Source organism: Pseudomonadota bacterium (assembly GCA_026388275.1).
GTDB lineage: Bacteria > Desulfobacterota > Syntrophorhabdia > Syntrophorhabdales > Syntrophorhabdaceae > JAPLKB01.
On sequence record JAPLKB010000021.1, the window covers coordinates 55,020 to 68,692 of the forward strand.

Below are 13,673 nucleotides of genomic sequence, written 5' to 3' on the forward strand. Positions count from 1 at the left end.
TCAAAACGTATACTTTATCCCCATCATCAACTGATAATCGAGGATACTTCCGAACTCCGTATTTTTACCGCCTCCATTTATGGAGCCCACAGAAAAAAGTTCCATATGATTACCAAGATAGTATGTCACAAGCGTGGTAAATTGACAAGAGGCATCGTCGAGGTTTTGAGTCCACCGCAAAGTCAAGTCAATAACGTTTTTGATATTGTTCTGAACATACTGGAACAGGAGGTAATTCCTTCGCAGAAACTTAAGTCCCGTATTGGCTGTTTGACCAAGTGTCATTTGCGAGAGTCCTGTCATCATGTTGCCTGAACCCAGAGAATTTCCCGCACTGCGTCTCAAGGCGTAATAGGTGTCCGCCTGAGCATCGTTGTATCCCTGGCCGTTGTATGCATATTCAAGCGTCAGGGTTCCCTTTGAGTCAAAGGTGTAGGAACCTCCTGCAAGGAGGACCGGTTTTAGAGCAATGCTGTCCTTATAGATCTGCTGCATGGACGATCCAAAGAAAGAGCGGTCTCTTTCCGGATAGAGGGACCTGCTGCCCTCAGTTATCGCGCCCTCTGCATAAAGAAGAACAGCATCCGTTAATGTCCATCCACCCATAAAGCCTATCGTACTCCCGGTATGTTCCTTATGAGAGAGGATCAGAGAGGCATAATTTTCCCTGCCTGTATAGTCGATCTTTGCAGCATAAATTTTTTCAAAGGGGTCGGGGCCTACAGGCTTGTTGCGTCCCTCTTCAATATTGGCAATAAAGGAGAATGTCCAGGAGCTCTCGGGAATCCAGACAAACCGGGCAAAATCAGAACCCGGCACTTCGAGATAGGGGTTGCGGCGGCCATTGTCAGGAAAGAATGGATTCGAGGGAGAAAAAAGAAAAGAGGGTCCCCACTGAAGATTTTCCCGTCCATAGGAGACGAAGAGGTTTTCCCGGACCTTCACCCGGGCCAGCCACTCATTGACATACCAGTCGTCATCCCACTTCGATCCCTGCTCACGCATACCGGCGCCTGTCCAGGCGCTGTATTCAAGCCTCATTCTCGGTTTGGCCATAAGCTCCAGAGAATCCCTGTTGAACCTCAGATCGGGCCTCAGTTCCATATCACCAAGATAACGGGGCAACTGCAGGAAGTTATTCCCCGGATTTTGTGTAGAATAGGAAGGCTCCTGGATAATTCCATATGTGAGAATTCTGAATTCCAAGGCAAATTGTTCGGCAAAGGTTTTCCCGGTTTTGGCAGATTCTGTATCTGCATCGGCGAATCCTGACCCCGGCCATATCAAAACTGCCATTAATACTAAGGCTACCGTAAGAAAATGCGTCTTATTTGATATATGAAGTCTCATCCTGTCAGTCCTATTTCACCAGAAGGTTCAGATTGAACATCGAGTCAGGAATTTTTTTGAAAGAAACTTTCCGAAAGCTCATGGTGGTTACATCCTCCTTTATAATGGCGCTCGTAATTACCATTCTGGAGATAAAGGGGCGAGCCTCGCCCTCGATGCTGATGCTGTTGTTGTATTCAAAGGCAGCGGTCTTGAACATCTTCCCTGATACGGTATAGAATTCAGCCTTTACTCCAACAAGACGTTCTTTGGATATCCAGTATTTGATGCTGTCATAAGTGGCCTTTTTATCGATTGCCGTAAGGTCAAAGAGATAGCATGGTTCCTTGTTTACCGTGCCCTCCGAGGTATGACTGATCTTGTAGTCACCGGCATAATTCGTTGAAGCTATATCACCATTAGCAGCACCACCCAGGAGTTTCTGTCTCGGAGAGATGGGGACAGCTTTCGAGAGACCAGGTTTTGCAAACCACATATTGCGATCCACCATAAGCATCTTCTGCCCTTTTACATTCGCCGGGGCGAGAAATTCTGCCAGAGAATTGAAGCTGCGGGCACTGACCCTGATGGTTCTTTGCTGCTCACGACCGGATTCTATGGAATTCATGGCAATCTCCCACTCTATACCGTCTGCATTGCCGCGGGCCTCATCGGATTTTTTGAGTATCTCCTCAGGGGTCATGGCATATGTTGCTGGAAAGCCAAAACCTAAGGAAATTGCTAAGACACATGCCAAAATTACCACGTATTTTCTAACCTGTTTACAATTCATCTTTATTCTTTTCATCCTGCCTCCTCTTGTTTTACCTTCATATATCTTAAGTGTGTCCCAGTGCGTTTACAATGTTCTGCCGGGCTGCACGTCTCACCGGAACAATGGCGGCGATGAGGGAAAGAATAACAAGACAGATCGCAAGCAAAACCAGGGTTTGAGGCACAAAACTCACCGTCAACGGTACAGGCGTGGAAACACCAGGTGGTGTATAGGTGGGGCCTATGGCCCGAATAATTGTCCACACACCGGTATGCAGCACAGCCCCTATGAGGCTGCCAAGGATGCCCAACAGACACCCTTCAAGTGCAAAAAGCATTGATATACCCCTTCGTTTAAGCCCCAAAGCTCTTAAAGTCCCGATCTCTCTTGTTCTCTCCAGAACCGCCATGCCCATGGTATTGACTGTGCTCATCACCACAATGACGAGGACGATACAGAATATGAAGAGGAACATCATATCGATCATCCCTCTTACCTTGGAATAGAAAAGGGATAGTTCATTCCATGTCTTTATCTCACATGCAATGCCGGCACCCGTGAGCTTAGCCATAAGCAGGGTGCGCATCTTCTCGGTCTTCTCCGTGTCATCCAGGAGCACCACGATTCTGTCAGCCTTCTGCGTGTCCAGAAGGGACTGGGCAAAATTGAAGGATAGACGCATATACTTGTCGTTGGTGGCATCCGAGCCCGTATCGTATACGCCTGATACGTGAATATCCAGTGCGTTCATCTGGCCGCCAAGGGTTGGGGCCATGACAACACCGTCTTTACCCGGTATCAGATTTAAAAACCTGGCCAGATCCTGAGACATCTCCACTCCGAATAATTTCTTTTCGTTTAATCCTTCGCCCTTAATCGGTCTGAAGGCTGACCAGGACCCTTTGATAGTTCTGTCATCCTGTGGGATAACGCCCTGAGCTATGAATATAGTGGATACTGTCCCGTTTGACACAATACCGGATAAATTGATCTGAGGTGTTGCCAGAACAACCTCGCTTTCATCGGTAACAAGTTTCGATATTCTTTCGATCTCCTCTTTTGAAAACATGTACTTTTCCGGGTCCAGTTTTCCTTTCTCTAACCATCCTGATTTAAAGATTGTGAGATGGCCGAGACCCTCTCCCCGGATAGCCATTATCTTTAACCCGGAATACATGTTGCTGGCATATCCGCGAAATAGGCTTATCGCAGCAAAACCCACGGCTATGGCAAGAAGCGTCACGAGAGAGCGGCGTTTGTTTCTCAGGATATTACGTAAGGCAAGTCTTATCCATTTCATCATGACTGTGTACCTCCATTGGTTAATGGGGCTTGCGTCGCCCCCTCCACCAGCAGAGCTGTCGGAGCCTCCCCTTCTCTCTCACCGTGTGAGCTATTTAACGCATCGACATCTATGTTTGCTGTGGCTTGCGTCGCCCCCTCCACCAGCAAATCTCGACCCACTGTAGTGGGTGCCCCGGCCTCCCCTTCTCGCTCACCGTGTGAGCTATTTAACGCATCGACAGTCATTTGCGCTGTGGCTTGCGTCGCCCCCTCCACCAGCAAAGCTGTCGGAGCCTCCCGCACCCGCAAGCGGGTACCCGGCTCACCGAGTGAGCTATTTAAAGCACTTACGCTATATGCACCGGGGCTCACGTCTGCTTCCGTAAATGGGTTGCCTCCATCGACAATCCGCCCGTCTTCGAGACGGATAAGCCGTTTTACCCGATCGAGCAACCGTTGGTCGTGGGTAGAGAAGATGAAGGTAATGGCGTCCTTTTCGTTAAGACCACGCATGATGGAAATGATCATACGGGCCGTTTCAGAATCGAGATTGGCTGTAGGTTCATCGGCAATCACCAAAGAAGGATCATTTACGAGTGCCCGCGCTATAGCTACCCGCTGTTGTTGTCCTCCTGACATCTTAGCGGGACGGTGATTGATAAACTCGTTGAGTCCAACTTCCTGAAGACAGTATAGTGCCTTTTCTTTTGCTTCTTTGGTAGAGGCCCCTTTTATCTGGAGAGGAAGCATGACATTCTCTAATGCGGAGAGTACAGGGACGAGGTTAAAGCCCTGAAAGATGTAGCCGATCTTTTCATTGCGAAGTTCACTTTTTTTGTTGTCTGAGAGAGAGTGGACATCTGTTCCGGCAATGGCAAGGGCACCTTCTGTCGGTTCATCGATGGCGCCGATAAGGTTAAGAAGCGTGGTCTTGCCGGAGCCTGATGGCCCCCATATGGCAACAAATTCTCCCTTATCTATTTCTAAGTCGATCCCCTGAAGGGCATGCACTATGGTTTCACCCAAGAAGTAGTCCTTTTTTATATTCTGCATTTCGATTAAAGCCATATCATTTCTCCTTTTGAATGGATTCAGCCTTGGCCAAAGAAATATAAGCGCTGCCGAGGTAACATAGCACCAGATTATCATCAGATTTCTTTTCATGGGCCAGTTCAAGAAATTGGACTGCCTTTTTGGCATAAGCCTTGGAATCTTTCATGGCCATGGCATGATAGGCTATTCCGATACCCTGGAGGGCTTCATAATCGGAATGATTTTGGTCAAGTCGTTGCTGCAATTGAACTATTTGAGCGGATAATGCCTGGAGGTCCATATCCTCAGGTTTTTCGACAGCATACACCGGCAATATTGCTGCCATAAAAACCAGGCACACTGCTCCGTAAAGCCCAACCAATAAATTGTGAAAAAAACTATTCATGATATTTTCTCCTTTCTGTTAATAGTTTTATGTTTATCTTAAATAACCTTGTCCGGTTTAGTGAACAATCCGGTGATAAAAAGATCTATGAGTTGATAAAATGGTAATAAATGAGTGTGAAGCGGTGAGGCATGGAATGGACGAGGAATGATAATATCTAAGCTGCAATCGGCTGAATACGGTGTGTTGCTCTAAAATTAAGAACACTTTCTCGATATAGATTCTGCATCGCCGGTACTCTGGATTACTGCCAATACGTCAGGGAATACAACAAGGGAAACAGACAATAAAGATGGATAAACGAAGGCGACTTTGTATTAAAATCCTGCAATACTTTCAGCTAATGCAGGGTCCTGAAGGAGTCTTTTTGCAAATCGCAGGTATTTTGCAATAATTGCTCTGATTGCTAACTGCAATGTATAAGCCTTTATGGGTTTTTCTATGAGATAAGTTATATCAGAGGCAACGCACATGTTCACCACATCATCGCTGGCATTGCCGGTCATAATAATGGTGTCCTCGTAAGCCATGGGAAATTTGTCAATAATCTCATCCAGAAAACCGAATCCAGTCTCATGCCCCATAAAAACATCCAGGATAAAAATTGCGACTCCTGCCTTCATATTTCGACAATAAGAGATTGCTTCATCAGTATCTGTAAAAAAAATAACATCACCCCAGGTATAAAATCTCTCTATAATTTCCTTAATGACACTGCATATATCCGGATCATCATCCACAATAATTATATCCAGTTTGTCAGACATGGCCTCCCTACCTCTTTTAATCTTTTTTGAAACCAAATAACACTCCTTATAAAACAATATATAAATAGTATCTAATATAAACAGTATCTCAGAAATAAATTTATTTGTAAAGTGCTCGAAGCACTGAAACAGATTATAGTCTGTCAGTTGTTACGGATACTGAGGTATGCCTTTCAGGGCAGTGGTTTCTTCTATGCCAAGGACAATATTCATGTTTTGAACTGCCTGGCCTGATGCTCCTTTAATAAGGTTGTCTATTGTGGAAATAATAATGATTCTTCCGTCATCAAAGGCTTTGAGCCCTATATCGCAGTAATTTGAATATCTGGTATTCCGTGTATCAGGATATTGCCCTTCGTCCATAATGCGTACAAAAGGCTCTTCATTATATGTTTCCTGATAAAGGTCAAGAATGTCCTTTGTTGTCGCAGGTGTTTTAAGCCTGGTGTAAGTTGTTGAAAGAATACCCCTGTTCATCGGCAGGAGGTGGGGTGTGAACATGACCTTTAACGGCTGCAGCTTGCTTACTTCTTTCTGTATCTCCGGTTCATGGCGATGTGTTCCTATATTATAAGCCCTGAAGCCTTCCGACACCTCGCAGAAAAGACTTCCGGGTTTTGCATCCCTGCCGGCTCCGCTCACACCGGACTTTGAGTCAACAAAGATGTCGCCGGTTAAAAGACCTCTTTTTAAAAGAGGGTAAAGCGCCAGGATGGCAGAAGTCGGATAACAACCGGGATTGCCGACAACCTTGGCATTCCGTATCTTATCACGGTAAAGCTCCGGGAGACCGAATACGGCTTTTTCAATGAGATTTTGTGCGGTATGCTTTACATATACACTTTCATAAAGGCTGACATTTTCGAATCTGAAATCAGCACTTAAATCAATAATGATAGATTTGTCATCATAAAGGTGCGCTGCAGTCTCCATTGATGTACCATGGGGCAAGCCCAGAAAATAGACATCACATTTACCACGATGATCTTCATCTGTAGGAACAAGCGCTTCCTCAAACACTCCTTTAAACACAGGGAAAACATTGGATATCTTTTCCCCTTTGTATGTATTCGAAGTGATAAGCGTGATTTTTACTTCAGGGTGTGTCAGTAGCAACGATATAAGGGTTGCCCCTGTATATCCAGTGGCACCTATAATACCGACTTTCAGCATGTAAGAATATTATCTCTTAGAGAATTGGAAACTTGCCCTTGCCGCCTTTTTACCGTACTTCTTTCTCTCTTTTGCCCTCGGGTCTCTTGTTATAAGTCCTTGTTTCTTCAGGGTCGCTCTGAGATTGCTGTTGAATTCGAGCAAGGCTTTTGCAATTCCATGGCCTAAAGCCCATGCCTGGGCAGGGATGCCTCCGCCGTATATATTTGCAACAACATCAAACTTCCCTGTATGGCCTGTTATCACCAATGGTTTATTTACCATGATTCTCAGACCTTCAACGGGAAAATAATTATCGAGGGTTCTCCCGTTTATGATAAAGTTGCCTACACCTTGTTTTAACCACACTCTTGCGACAGCAGTCTTTCTCTTGCCGGTAGCGTAGTACCTTTTTTCAGGCACCTTTTACCTCCTTTAATTCCAGTTCCTTTGGCATCTGGGCTTTGTGGGGATGTACATTACCTTTATAAACCTTCAGTTTTTTCAGCATCTGTCTTCCAAGAATGTTTTTCGGGAGCATGCCTTTTACTGCCAAGGTAATAACGTCTTCAGGTTTTTTGCTCAGCATTGTCCTTGCATTTACAGTTGTCAAACCACCCGGGTAGCCGCTGTGTCTCATATACATTTTTTGAGACAACTTATTACCGGTAAGCTTCACTTTTTCCGCATTTATGACAACAACAAAATCGCCTGTGTCCGTGTGCGGAGTAAAGTTCGGTTTGTTTTTTCCTCTCAGAATAGTTGCCAACTTTACTGCCAGTCTACCCAATGTAAGGTCTTCTGCGTTTACCAGATACCAGTTTCTTAAAATCTCATCAGTTTTTGGAAAAAATGTTTTCATAGTTATTATCCTGCAAAGAATTTGTCTAAATTAATATATTAAGCTGTTTAAGTCAAGCAAAACTTAACCACCCTTTAAATAAATCGCTAAATTGATTGATAGTATAAGGGTTTTATGTTAATAAAATGTATGTCAAAAAACGTAAATATGAACCCTGTGAACAAAAACATTTTTATCTGGCTATTTATTGTATTGCTTGGTCTTTTTATCTTTAACATCTATTATAAACCAAAAAAAGCTTATGATACGGTTATTTTCAGTGACTTTGTCGAGGCTGTGCAATCGGACAAAATCATTTCCGTAACAATTCAGGGAAAAAACATTGTTGGTGCCTATAAAGATGGAAAAGAGTTTAAAAGCTATGCCCCTGATGATCCTGAACTTGTTAAAATTCTCAGACAACACAGCGTCAAAATCAATGCAAAACCGGATGAAGAATCAGGCATGTGGCAAAATATTTTCATATCCTGGTTCCCTATGCTTCTTCTTATAGGCGTCTGGATCTTTTTTATGAGACAGATGCAGGCGGGCGGAGGCAAAGCAATGTCCTTCGGCAAGAGCAAAGCAAGGTTGTTTACAAACAAAGATAACAAGGCAACATTTCAGGATGTTGCAGGCGTTGAAGAGGCGAAAGAAGAGCTACAGGAGATCATAGAATTTCTGGTTGATCCTAAAAAATTTACAAAACTCGGTGGGAGAATCCCTAAAGGTGTGCTTCTTGTCGGTTCTCCTGGCACCGGAAAAACACTCCTTGCAAGGGCAATTGCAGGAGAGGCTAATGTACCGTTTTTCAGCATAAGCGGTTCTGATTTTGTCGAGATGTTTGTCGGCGTGGGCGCTTCACGTGTACGCGACCTCTTCAACCAAGGGAAAAAGAACGCACCCTGCATAATATTCATTGATGAGATAGATGCGGTGGGCAGACACAGGGGTGCAGGCCTAGGCGGAGGACATGACGAAAGAGAGCAGACATTGAACCAGCTCCTTGTTGAGATGGACGGATTTGAGTCAAATGAAGGTGTTATTGTTATGTCTGCAACGAACAGACCCGATGTTCTTGACCCTGCGCTTTTAAGACCGGGAAGATTCGACAGACAGATCGTCGTATCCATCCCTGATGTAAAGGGGAGAGAAGCGATTCTTAAAGTACATTCACGCAAAACGCTACTTGCTGCCAATATTGACCTTTCCATTATTGCAAGAGGAACACCGGGATTTTCCGGTGCAGACCTTGAAAATCTCGTTAATGAAGCAGCTCTTATCGCTGCACGAAAAAACAAAAAAGAAATTGAAATGGATGATTTTGAGCATGCAAAAGATAAAGTGCTCATGGGTGTTGAAAGAAAAAGCATGATAATACCCTTGCAGGAAAGGAAAAACACTGCATATCATGAAGCCGGACACGCCCTTGTAGCTAAGATGATCCCTAATTCCGACCCTATACACAAAGTAACTATTATTCCGAGAGGCATGGCATTGGGTCTCACACAGCAGTTGCCCATAGACGAAAGACATACATACTCAAAAGTATATCTTCTCGATAATATTACTATCCTGCTTGGCGGAAGGGTAGCAGAAGAGATTATTTTAAATCATTCTACAACAGGTGCAGGAAACGACATCGAAAGGGCAACAAAGATAGCAAGAAAGATGGTGTGTGAATGGGGTATGAGTGAAAAGCTGGGACCGTTAAGCTATGGGAAGGACGAAGAGCATATCTTTCTCGGCAAGGAAATCGGCCGTCATAGAGACTTCAGCGAAAATACAGCGCAGGAGATAGACGAAGAACTGCGGAGGATTATAGGCAACTGCCATGAGAGGGCAAAGGGAATACTCGTTAAAAACATAGTTGCCCTGAACAATATTGCCAACAGCCTTTTAGAAAAGGAAGCACTTGACGGACAGGAACTGGACGTGATAATCAGGGAAAGCAAACATGGTCAGGGAGATACAGCTTAACGGCAGCCCTCTCATAATGGGGATTTTAAATATTACCCCTGATTCCTTCTATGATGGGGGCATGTATTACAAAACAGAAGATGCGGTAAAACAAGCCCTGCAAATGATTGAAGATGGGGCGGATATTATAGATGTAGGGGGGGAATCCACAAGACCTTTTTCAGAACTTATTTCCGTTGATGATGAATTGAAAAGGGTTATACCTGTCATAGAAAACATACGATCTCAATCTGATATCATTATATCCATAGACACTAATAAAGCTCAGGTTGTTGAGGAAGCTCGTCTGGCCGGAGCCGATATCGTAAACGACATAAGCGGATTCATGTTTGATCCGGATATGGCGGAAACTGTCGGTAAACTTAACATGTATGCGGTTATCATGCACATAAAGGGAACACCGAAGGATATGCAGCAAAACCCCCGGTATGAAGATGTTATGTCTGAGATAAAGTCATTCTTCATTGAAAGGATAGCTTTCGCTCGGAATCATGGAGTTAATGAAGAACATATTATTATTGACCCGGGTATCGGCTTCGGTAAAAGGGTTGAAGATAATCTGAAAATCATCAAGCAACTCAGTGACTTCAGGGAGCTGTGCAGACCAATCCTTGTGGGAACATCAATGAAGTCTTTCATCGGACATGTTACGGATTCTCCGCTCCAGGAAAGGGTCGAAGGTACGCTTGCAAGTGTTGCCATATCAGTCTGGAACGGGGCAAATATCGTCAGGGTCCATGATGTGAAAAAGACAAAAAAGGTTGTGAAGCTTGTTTCTGCAATAATGAGTTCATAGCCGTTAAAATGCTGACTGTCTTATCCCCTGAAGCTTAAAGGATGTAAAGTATGATACCAACAATTCGCTGGCAGGATATTTTAGACATTTTGATCGTTTCCACGATTCTTTACCGGACATTCCTGCTGATAAAGGGAACAAGGGCAATACAGCTCATTATAGGTTTTATCATTATCTTCTTTGTCTTTTATTTCTCAAAGAAGCTTGAGCTTTTCACGCTTGGATGGATTCTTAACAACTTTGTCGGTTCAATAATACTTGTTATTGTTGTAATATTTCAAAACGACATAAGAAGGATGCTCATAGCTCTCGGAAGAAGCCCTTTCTTTAAAAATATTACATATGTTGAAGAAACTATGTTTTACGATGAGCTTTCCAATGCATGCATAATTATGGGTAAAAGAAAAACAGGGGCACTGATTGTTCTTGAACGCGAAATAGGACTTGAAGAATTCATGGAGATTGGCATAAAGATGGATGCAAGTGTAAATACAGAACTTATATTGAGCATTTTCCAGCAGACATCTCCTCTACATGACGGTGCGTTGATAATCAGAGAGGGCAAGATCAGAGCCGCAAGCTGTATCCTTCCGCTGACATTAAAGGATGGGCTCGATAAAGCATTCGGCACGAGACACAGGGCTGCTGTCGGTATAACAGAGATTACAGATGCTGTTGCCGTAGTAGTTTCTGAAGAGAAGGGATGGATTTCGTATGCCTATAAAGGCGAGATATTCACAAAAATCGACGGTGATGAATTAAAAAAAGTGTTGAAGAAACTTTTAATATGAACGGTCATTTTCTTATGCATATGACGGGTCATTGATAATGCTCCAGGAATAAAGACTATGATGAACTTCATAACCAAATATATACTTAAAGACTTCAAGCTCAAAACCCTCTCTCTGGTTCTTGCCTCAATGCTGTGGCTTGCCGTTTCCTATATGGGAGTATCAAAAATGAGCATCTCAGTACGGGTTTCTGCCGACAAATTGAGCAGGGATCTTATTGTAAGCAAGATGGATACTGACGAAGTGCTTGTTACGCTTAACGGTCCGGTATCGATGCTCAAAGATATTCGTGCCCGCGACATAGGGATATCGCTTGACCTGTCAAACGTGAAAGAAGGACGATATGTCTATGATCTGCAAAAAAACAATGTCCGTGCACCAAAAGGTATTCAAGTCGAGGAGGTCAAACCTGACTATATTGTTATAGAGATTGATGGGACCATAGAAAAAACATTGAAAACAATTGTAAAATTGGAAAAAAAATGGATTGGCATGTATAGTATAAAATCCTGGACTCCCCGTTATGTGAATGTAGAAGGTTCAGGAAATGCACTGAAAAACATTGAGTCTATTGAAACTATTCCGGTGGATGGCAACTTTATATCTGTAGAAGAAACAATTGATGTTCCATTAGATGCTAAAAATTTGATAATAAGGAAAGTTAAACCCGATATAGTTAAGGTCATCCTTAGGAGAAATTAGGACAGGTAAAAAAACACTATATTATATAATTAATGATACTTTTCGGAGGGATGGAATGCAAAAACTGATGGTGAATATTGATCATGTAGCAACATTACGGGAGGCAAGAGGAACAAATTATCCTGATCCTGTTTTTGCTGCAGGTCTGGCAGAGACGGCAGGCGCTTCAGGGATTATAATACATTTACGGGAAGACAGACGTCATATTAAAGACAGGGACCTGACTATTTTAAGAGAGACAGTAAAAACAAAACTGAACCTTGAAATGGCTGCCACTGCGGAAATGGTGAACATAGCAAGGAACGTAAGGCCTGATATGATAACGCTTGTTCCTGAAAAAAGGGAAGAACTAACAACAGAAGGCGGACTTGATGCGGTCGGTCTTTCCGAAAAACTCAAAGGTGTTATCGCCGGTGCAAAGGAAAAAGGGATTAAAGTAAGTCTTTTTATCGACCCGGAAGAAGAACAGATTCTGGAAGCACACAAAATAGGGGCGGATATGATTGAGATACATACCGGCGCTTATAGTGATGCTAAAAATGAAGTAATACACGAGAAGGAATTAAGAAAGGTGGTTAATGCTGCAAAAAGAGGAAAAGAATTAGGGTTAGGCGTAAATGCAGGACACGGTCTGCATTATCATAATGTAAAGGAAATAGTTGCGATACGGGATATCGACGAACTGAGCATCGGCCACAGTATAATTGCAAGGGCAGTTTTTGTCGGACTGGACAAAGCAATAAGGGATATGCTGGCGCTGATGCGATAATATCAAATCAACAACCCCGCCGCGTTGGCTGCGGGGAATATCCCTACACATACAACAAAAGAAGGTACTTTTTCATAAATCCTTAACTTTTTTAACGAAACTATATCTTTTTTATTTAAGAGGATATCTAATTTACCGATAAAACTTATATGCCGCATGACAGAAAGACAATATTGTACTATATCAAAAGATATTCCTATATACGTAAGAATTGAAACAAAATTGCTGTTGATTTAAACCAAGAAAGAAGGGGAGGAAGGTATGACAAAAATATTTGCTAATATGAGGCTCTCTCGAAAACTTATGGTTGCACCTGCTGTTTTTATCCTGTTTTTATTTTTACTTGGGGTGGTTTTATATGCAGGTTATTCCACAACTGTATCATTCATAATAATAGGTATTGCAACTGTTTTCTCCCTTGCTGTAAATGTTCTTATGGCTAATATTATCACTTCTACGACAGAAAATACCGTGAAAGCCGTTGGAGAAGCCACAAAAGGGAACCTTACCGTACAAATAGACGTGGAATCGCGCGATGAAATTGGAGAAATGGGCACCGGATTTAATACATTCGTTGACAACTTGCGGAGAATAATGGTCCATGTCGCTGAGGACAGTGACCAGATATCTTCTGCTTCTAATAAAATGCAAGCAGCGATAGAACAGGTTGTGACAGCGTTTGATCAGATAGCGGCGCAGATTAATTCTATTGCCGTCGCTTCCGAGGAGCTTTCATCCACATCATCGGAAATAGCACGAAATTGTTCGGTAGCTGCAGAAAGCTCGGGACACTCAAATGATGCAGTTAAAGCTGGAGGCGTTGTTATAGATGAGACAGTTGCCATAATGAAAACAATCGCTCAAAAGGTGCGGGGGATGTCTGATGTCATACAGGTTTTTGGCACAAGGTCTCGTACTATTATACAAGACACCAATAGACAAAGGGAATACAATTTGATAGGTTTCTTAAAAGGTAGGTTGTGTGGGTGGTCAGGTCGGTCAAGGCGTGAACGGTCATTATCAGATGGCCAGTTCGTGGGTCAGATGGA

Annotated in this window: 14 protein-coding genes and 1 pseudogene; 6 read left to right on the top strand and 9 right to left on the bottom strand. The window is 43.2% G+C overall.

Translation table 11 applies throughout. The features are described from left to right. The 9 genes and pseudogenes from NT010_06225 to rplM all read right to left on the bottom strand — a co-directional run bounded on the left by NT010_06225 (position 1) and on the right by rplM (position 7,607). Complete coding sequence (locus NT010_06225) at positions 1-1,350, bottom strand: hypothetical protein (protein MCX5805651.1); 1,350 nt, start codon at positions 1,348-1,350, stop codon at positions 1-3. A gap of 10 nt (positions 1,351-1,360) precedes the next feature. Then, positions 1,361-2,137 (bottom strand): outer membrane lipoprotein-sorting protein, encoded by a 777-nt coding sequence (locus NT010_06230; protein ID MCX5805652.1) that lies wholly within the window; start codon positions 2,135-2,137, stop codon positions 1,361-1,363. Positions 2,138-2,168: 31 nt separating this feature from the next. Next, positions 2,169-3,407 (bottom strand): FtsX-like permease family protein, encoded by a 1,239-nt coding sequence (locus NT010_06235; protein ID MCX5805653.1) that lies wholly within the window; start codon positions 3,405-3,407, stop codon positions 2,169-2,171. 386 nt (positions 3,408-3,793) lie between these two features. Further along, positions 3,794-4,456, bottom strand: a pseudogene (locus NT010_06240) (ABC transporter ATP-binding protein). Between the two features lies 1 nt (position 4,457). Continuing rightward, a complete protein-coding gene (locus NT010_06245) occupies positions 4,458-4,826 on the bottom strand; it encodes a hypothetical protein (protein MCX5805654.1) in 369 nt (122 codons plus the stop codon). A 317-nt stretch (positions 4,827-5,143) separates the two neighbouring features. Further along, positions 5,144-5,593: a response regulator gene (locus tag NT010_06250; protein ID MCX5805655.1), complete on the bottom strand. Its 450-nt coding sequence runs from the start codon at positions 5,591-5,593 to the stop codon at positions 5,144-5,146. Between the two features lie 150 nt (positions 5,594-5,743). Further along, complete coding sequence (gene argC / locus NT010_06255; protein ID MCX5805656.1) at positions 5,744-6,766, bottom strand: N-acetyl-gamma-glutamyl-phosphate reductase; 1,023 nt, start codon at positions 6,764-6,766, stop codon at positions 5,744-5,746. Between the two features lie 9 nt (positions 6,767-6,775). After that, positions 6,776-7,168, bottom strand: coding sequence for a 30S ribosomal protein S9 (gene rpsI / locus NT010_06260; protein MCX5805657.1), 393 nt, complete (start codon positions 7,166-7,168; stop codon positions 6,776-6,778). Beyond that, positions 7,161-7,607, bottom strand: a complete 447-nt coding sequence (rplM, locus tag NT010_06265) for a 50S ribosomal protein L13 (GenBank protein ID MCX5805658.1) — start codon at positions 7,605-7,607, stop codon at positions 7,161-7,163. Before rplM ends, rpsI begins: the two co-directional genes overlap by 8 nt. A gap of 147 nt (positions 7,608-7,754) precedes the next feature. On the opposite strand from rplM, the gene ftsH reads away from it, so the two are divergent. The 6 genes from ftsH to NT010_06295 form a co-directional block, all read left to right on the top strand. Continuing rightward, positions 7,755-9,566, top strand: a complete 1,812-nt coding sequence (gene ftsH / locus NT010_06270) for an ATP-dependent zinc metalloprotease FtsH (protein ID MCX5805659.1) — start codon at positions 7,755-7,757, stop codon at positions 9,564-9,566. Then, complete coding sequence (gene folP / locus NT010_06275) at positions 9,544-10,362, top strand: dihydropteroate synthase (protein ID MCX5805660.1); 819 nt, start codon at positions 9,544-9,546, stop codon at positions 10,360-10,362. The genes ftsH and folP overlap by 23 nt, the downstream gene beginning before the upstream one ends. Positions 10,363-10,412: 50 nt before the next feature. Further along, positions 10,413-11,153 carry a diadenylate cyclase CdaA gene (gene cdaA, locus NT010_06280; GenBank protein ID MCX5805661.1) on the top strand — a complete coding sequence of 247 codons (741 nt, stop codon included), beginning with the start codon at positions 10,413-10,415 and terminating at the stop codon, positions 11,151-11,153. A 57-nt stretch (positions 11,154-11,210) separates the two neighbouring features. Continuing rightward, on the top strand, positions 11,211-11,855 hold the full coding sequence (locus NT010_06285) for a CdaR family protein (GenBank protein ID MCX5805662.1): 645 nt from the start codon (positions 11,211-11,213) through the stop codon (positions 11,853-11,855). A 55-nt stretch (positions 11,856-11,910) separates the two neighbouring features. After that, complete coding sequence (locus tag NT010_06290; protein MCX5805663.1) at positions 11,911-12,624, top strand: pyridoxine 5'-phosphate synthase; 714 nt, start codon at positions 11,911-11,913, stop codon at positions 12,622-12,624. 261 nt (positions 12,625-12,885) lie between these two features. Then, positions 12,886-13,673, top strand: a 788-nt coding sequence (locus tag NT010_06295; GenBank protein ID MCX5805664.1) for a methyl-accepting chemotaxis protein, incomplete at its 3' end; no start/stop codon positions are given.

Coding starts and splice junctions, on each gene's coding strand:
- NT010_06225 (MCX5805651.1), bottom strand. CDS start 1,350: ATGAGACTTCATATATCAAATAAGACGCATTTTCTTACGGTAGCCTTA.
- NT010_06230 (MCX5805652.1), bottom strand. CDS start 2,137: ATGAAAAGAATAAAGATGAATTGTAAACAGGTTAGAAAATACGTGGTA.
- NT010_06235 (MCX5805653.1), bottom strand. CDS start 3,407: ATGATGAAATGGATAAGACTTGCCTTACGTAATATCCTGAGAAACAAA.
- NT010_06245 (MCX5805654.1), bottom strand. CDS start 4,826: ATGAATAGTTTTTTTCACAATTTATTGGTTGGGCTTTACGGAGCAGTG.
- NT010_06250 (MCX5805655.1), bottom strand. CDS start 5,593: ATGTCTGACAAACTGGATATAATTATTGTGGATGATGATCCGGATATA.
- argC (MCX5805656.1), bottom strand. CDS start 6,766: ATGCTGAAAGTCGGTATTATAGGTGCCACTGGATATACAGGGGCAACC.
- rplM (MCX5805658.1), bottom strand. CDS start 7,607: ATGAAAACATTTTTTCCAAAAACTGATGAGATTTTAAGAAACTGGTAT.
- ftsH (MCX5805659.1), top strand. CDS start 7,755: ATGAACCCTGTGAACAAAAACATTTTTATCTGGCTATTTATTGTATTG.
- folP (MCX5805660.1), top strand. CDS start 9,544: ATGGTCAGGGAGATACAGCTTAACGGCAGCCCTCTCATAATGGGGATT.
- cdaA (MCX5805661.1), top strand. CDS start 10,413: ATGATACCAACAATTCGCTGGCAGGATATTTTAGACATTTTGATCGTT.
- NT010_06285 (MCX5805662.1), top strand. CDS start 11,211: ATGATGAACTTCATAACCAAATATATACTTAAAGACTTCAAGCTCAAA.
- NT010_06290 (MCX5805663.1), top strand. CDS start 11,911: ATGCAAAAACTGATGGTGAATATTGATCATGTAGCAACATTACGGGAG.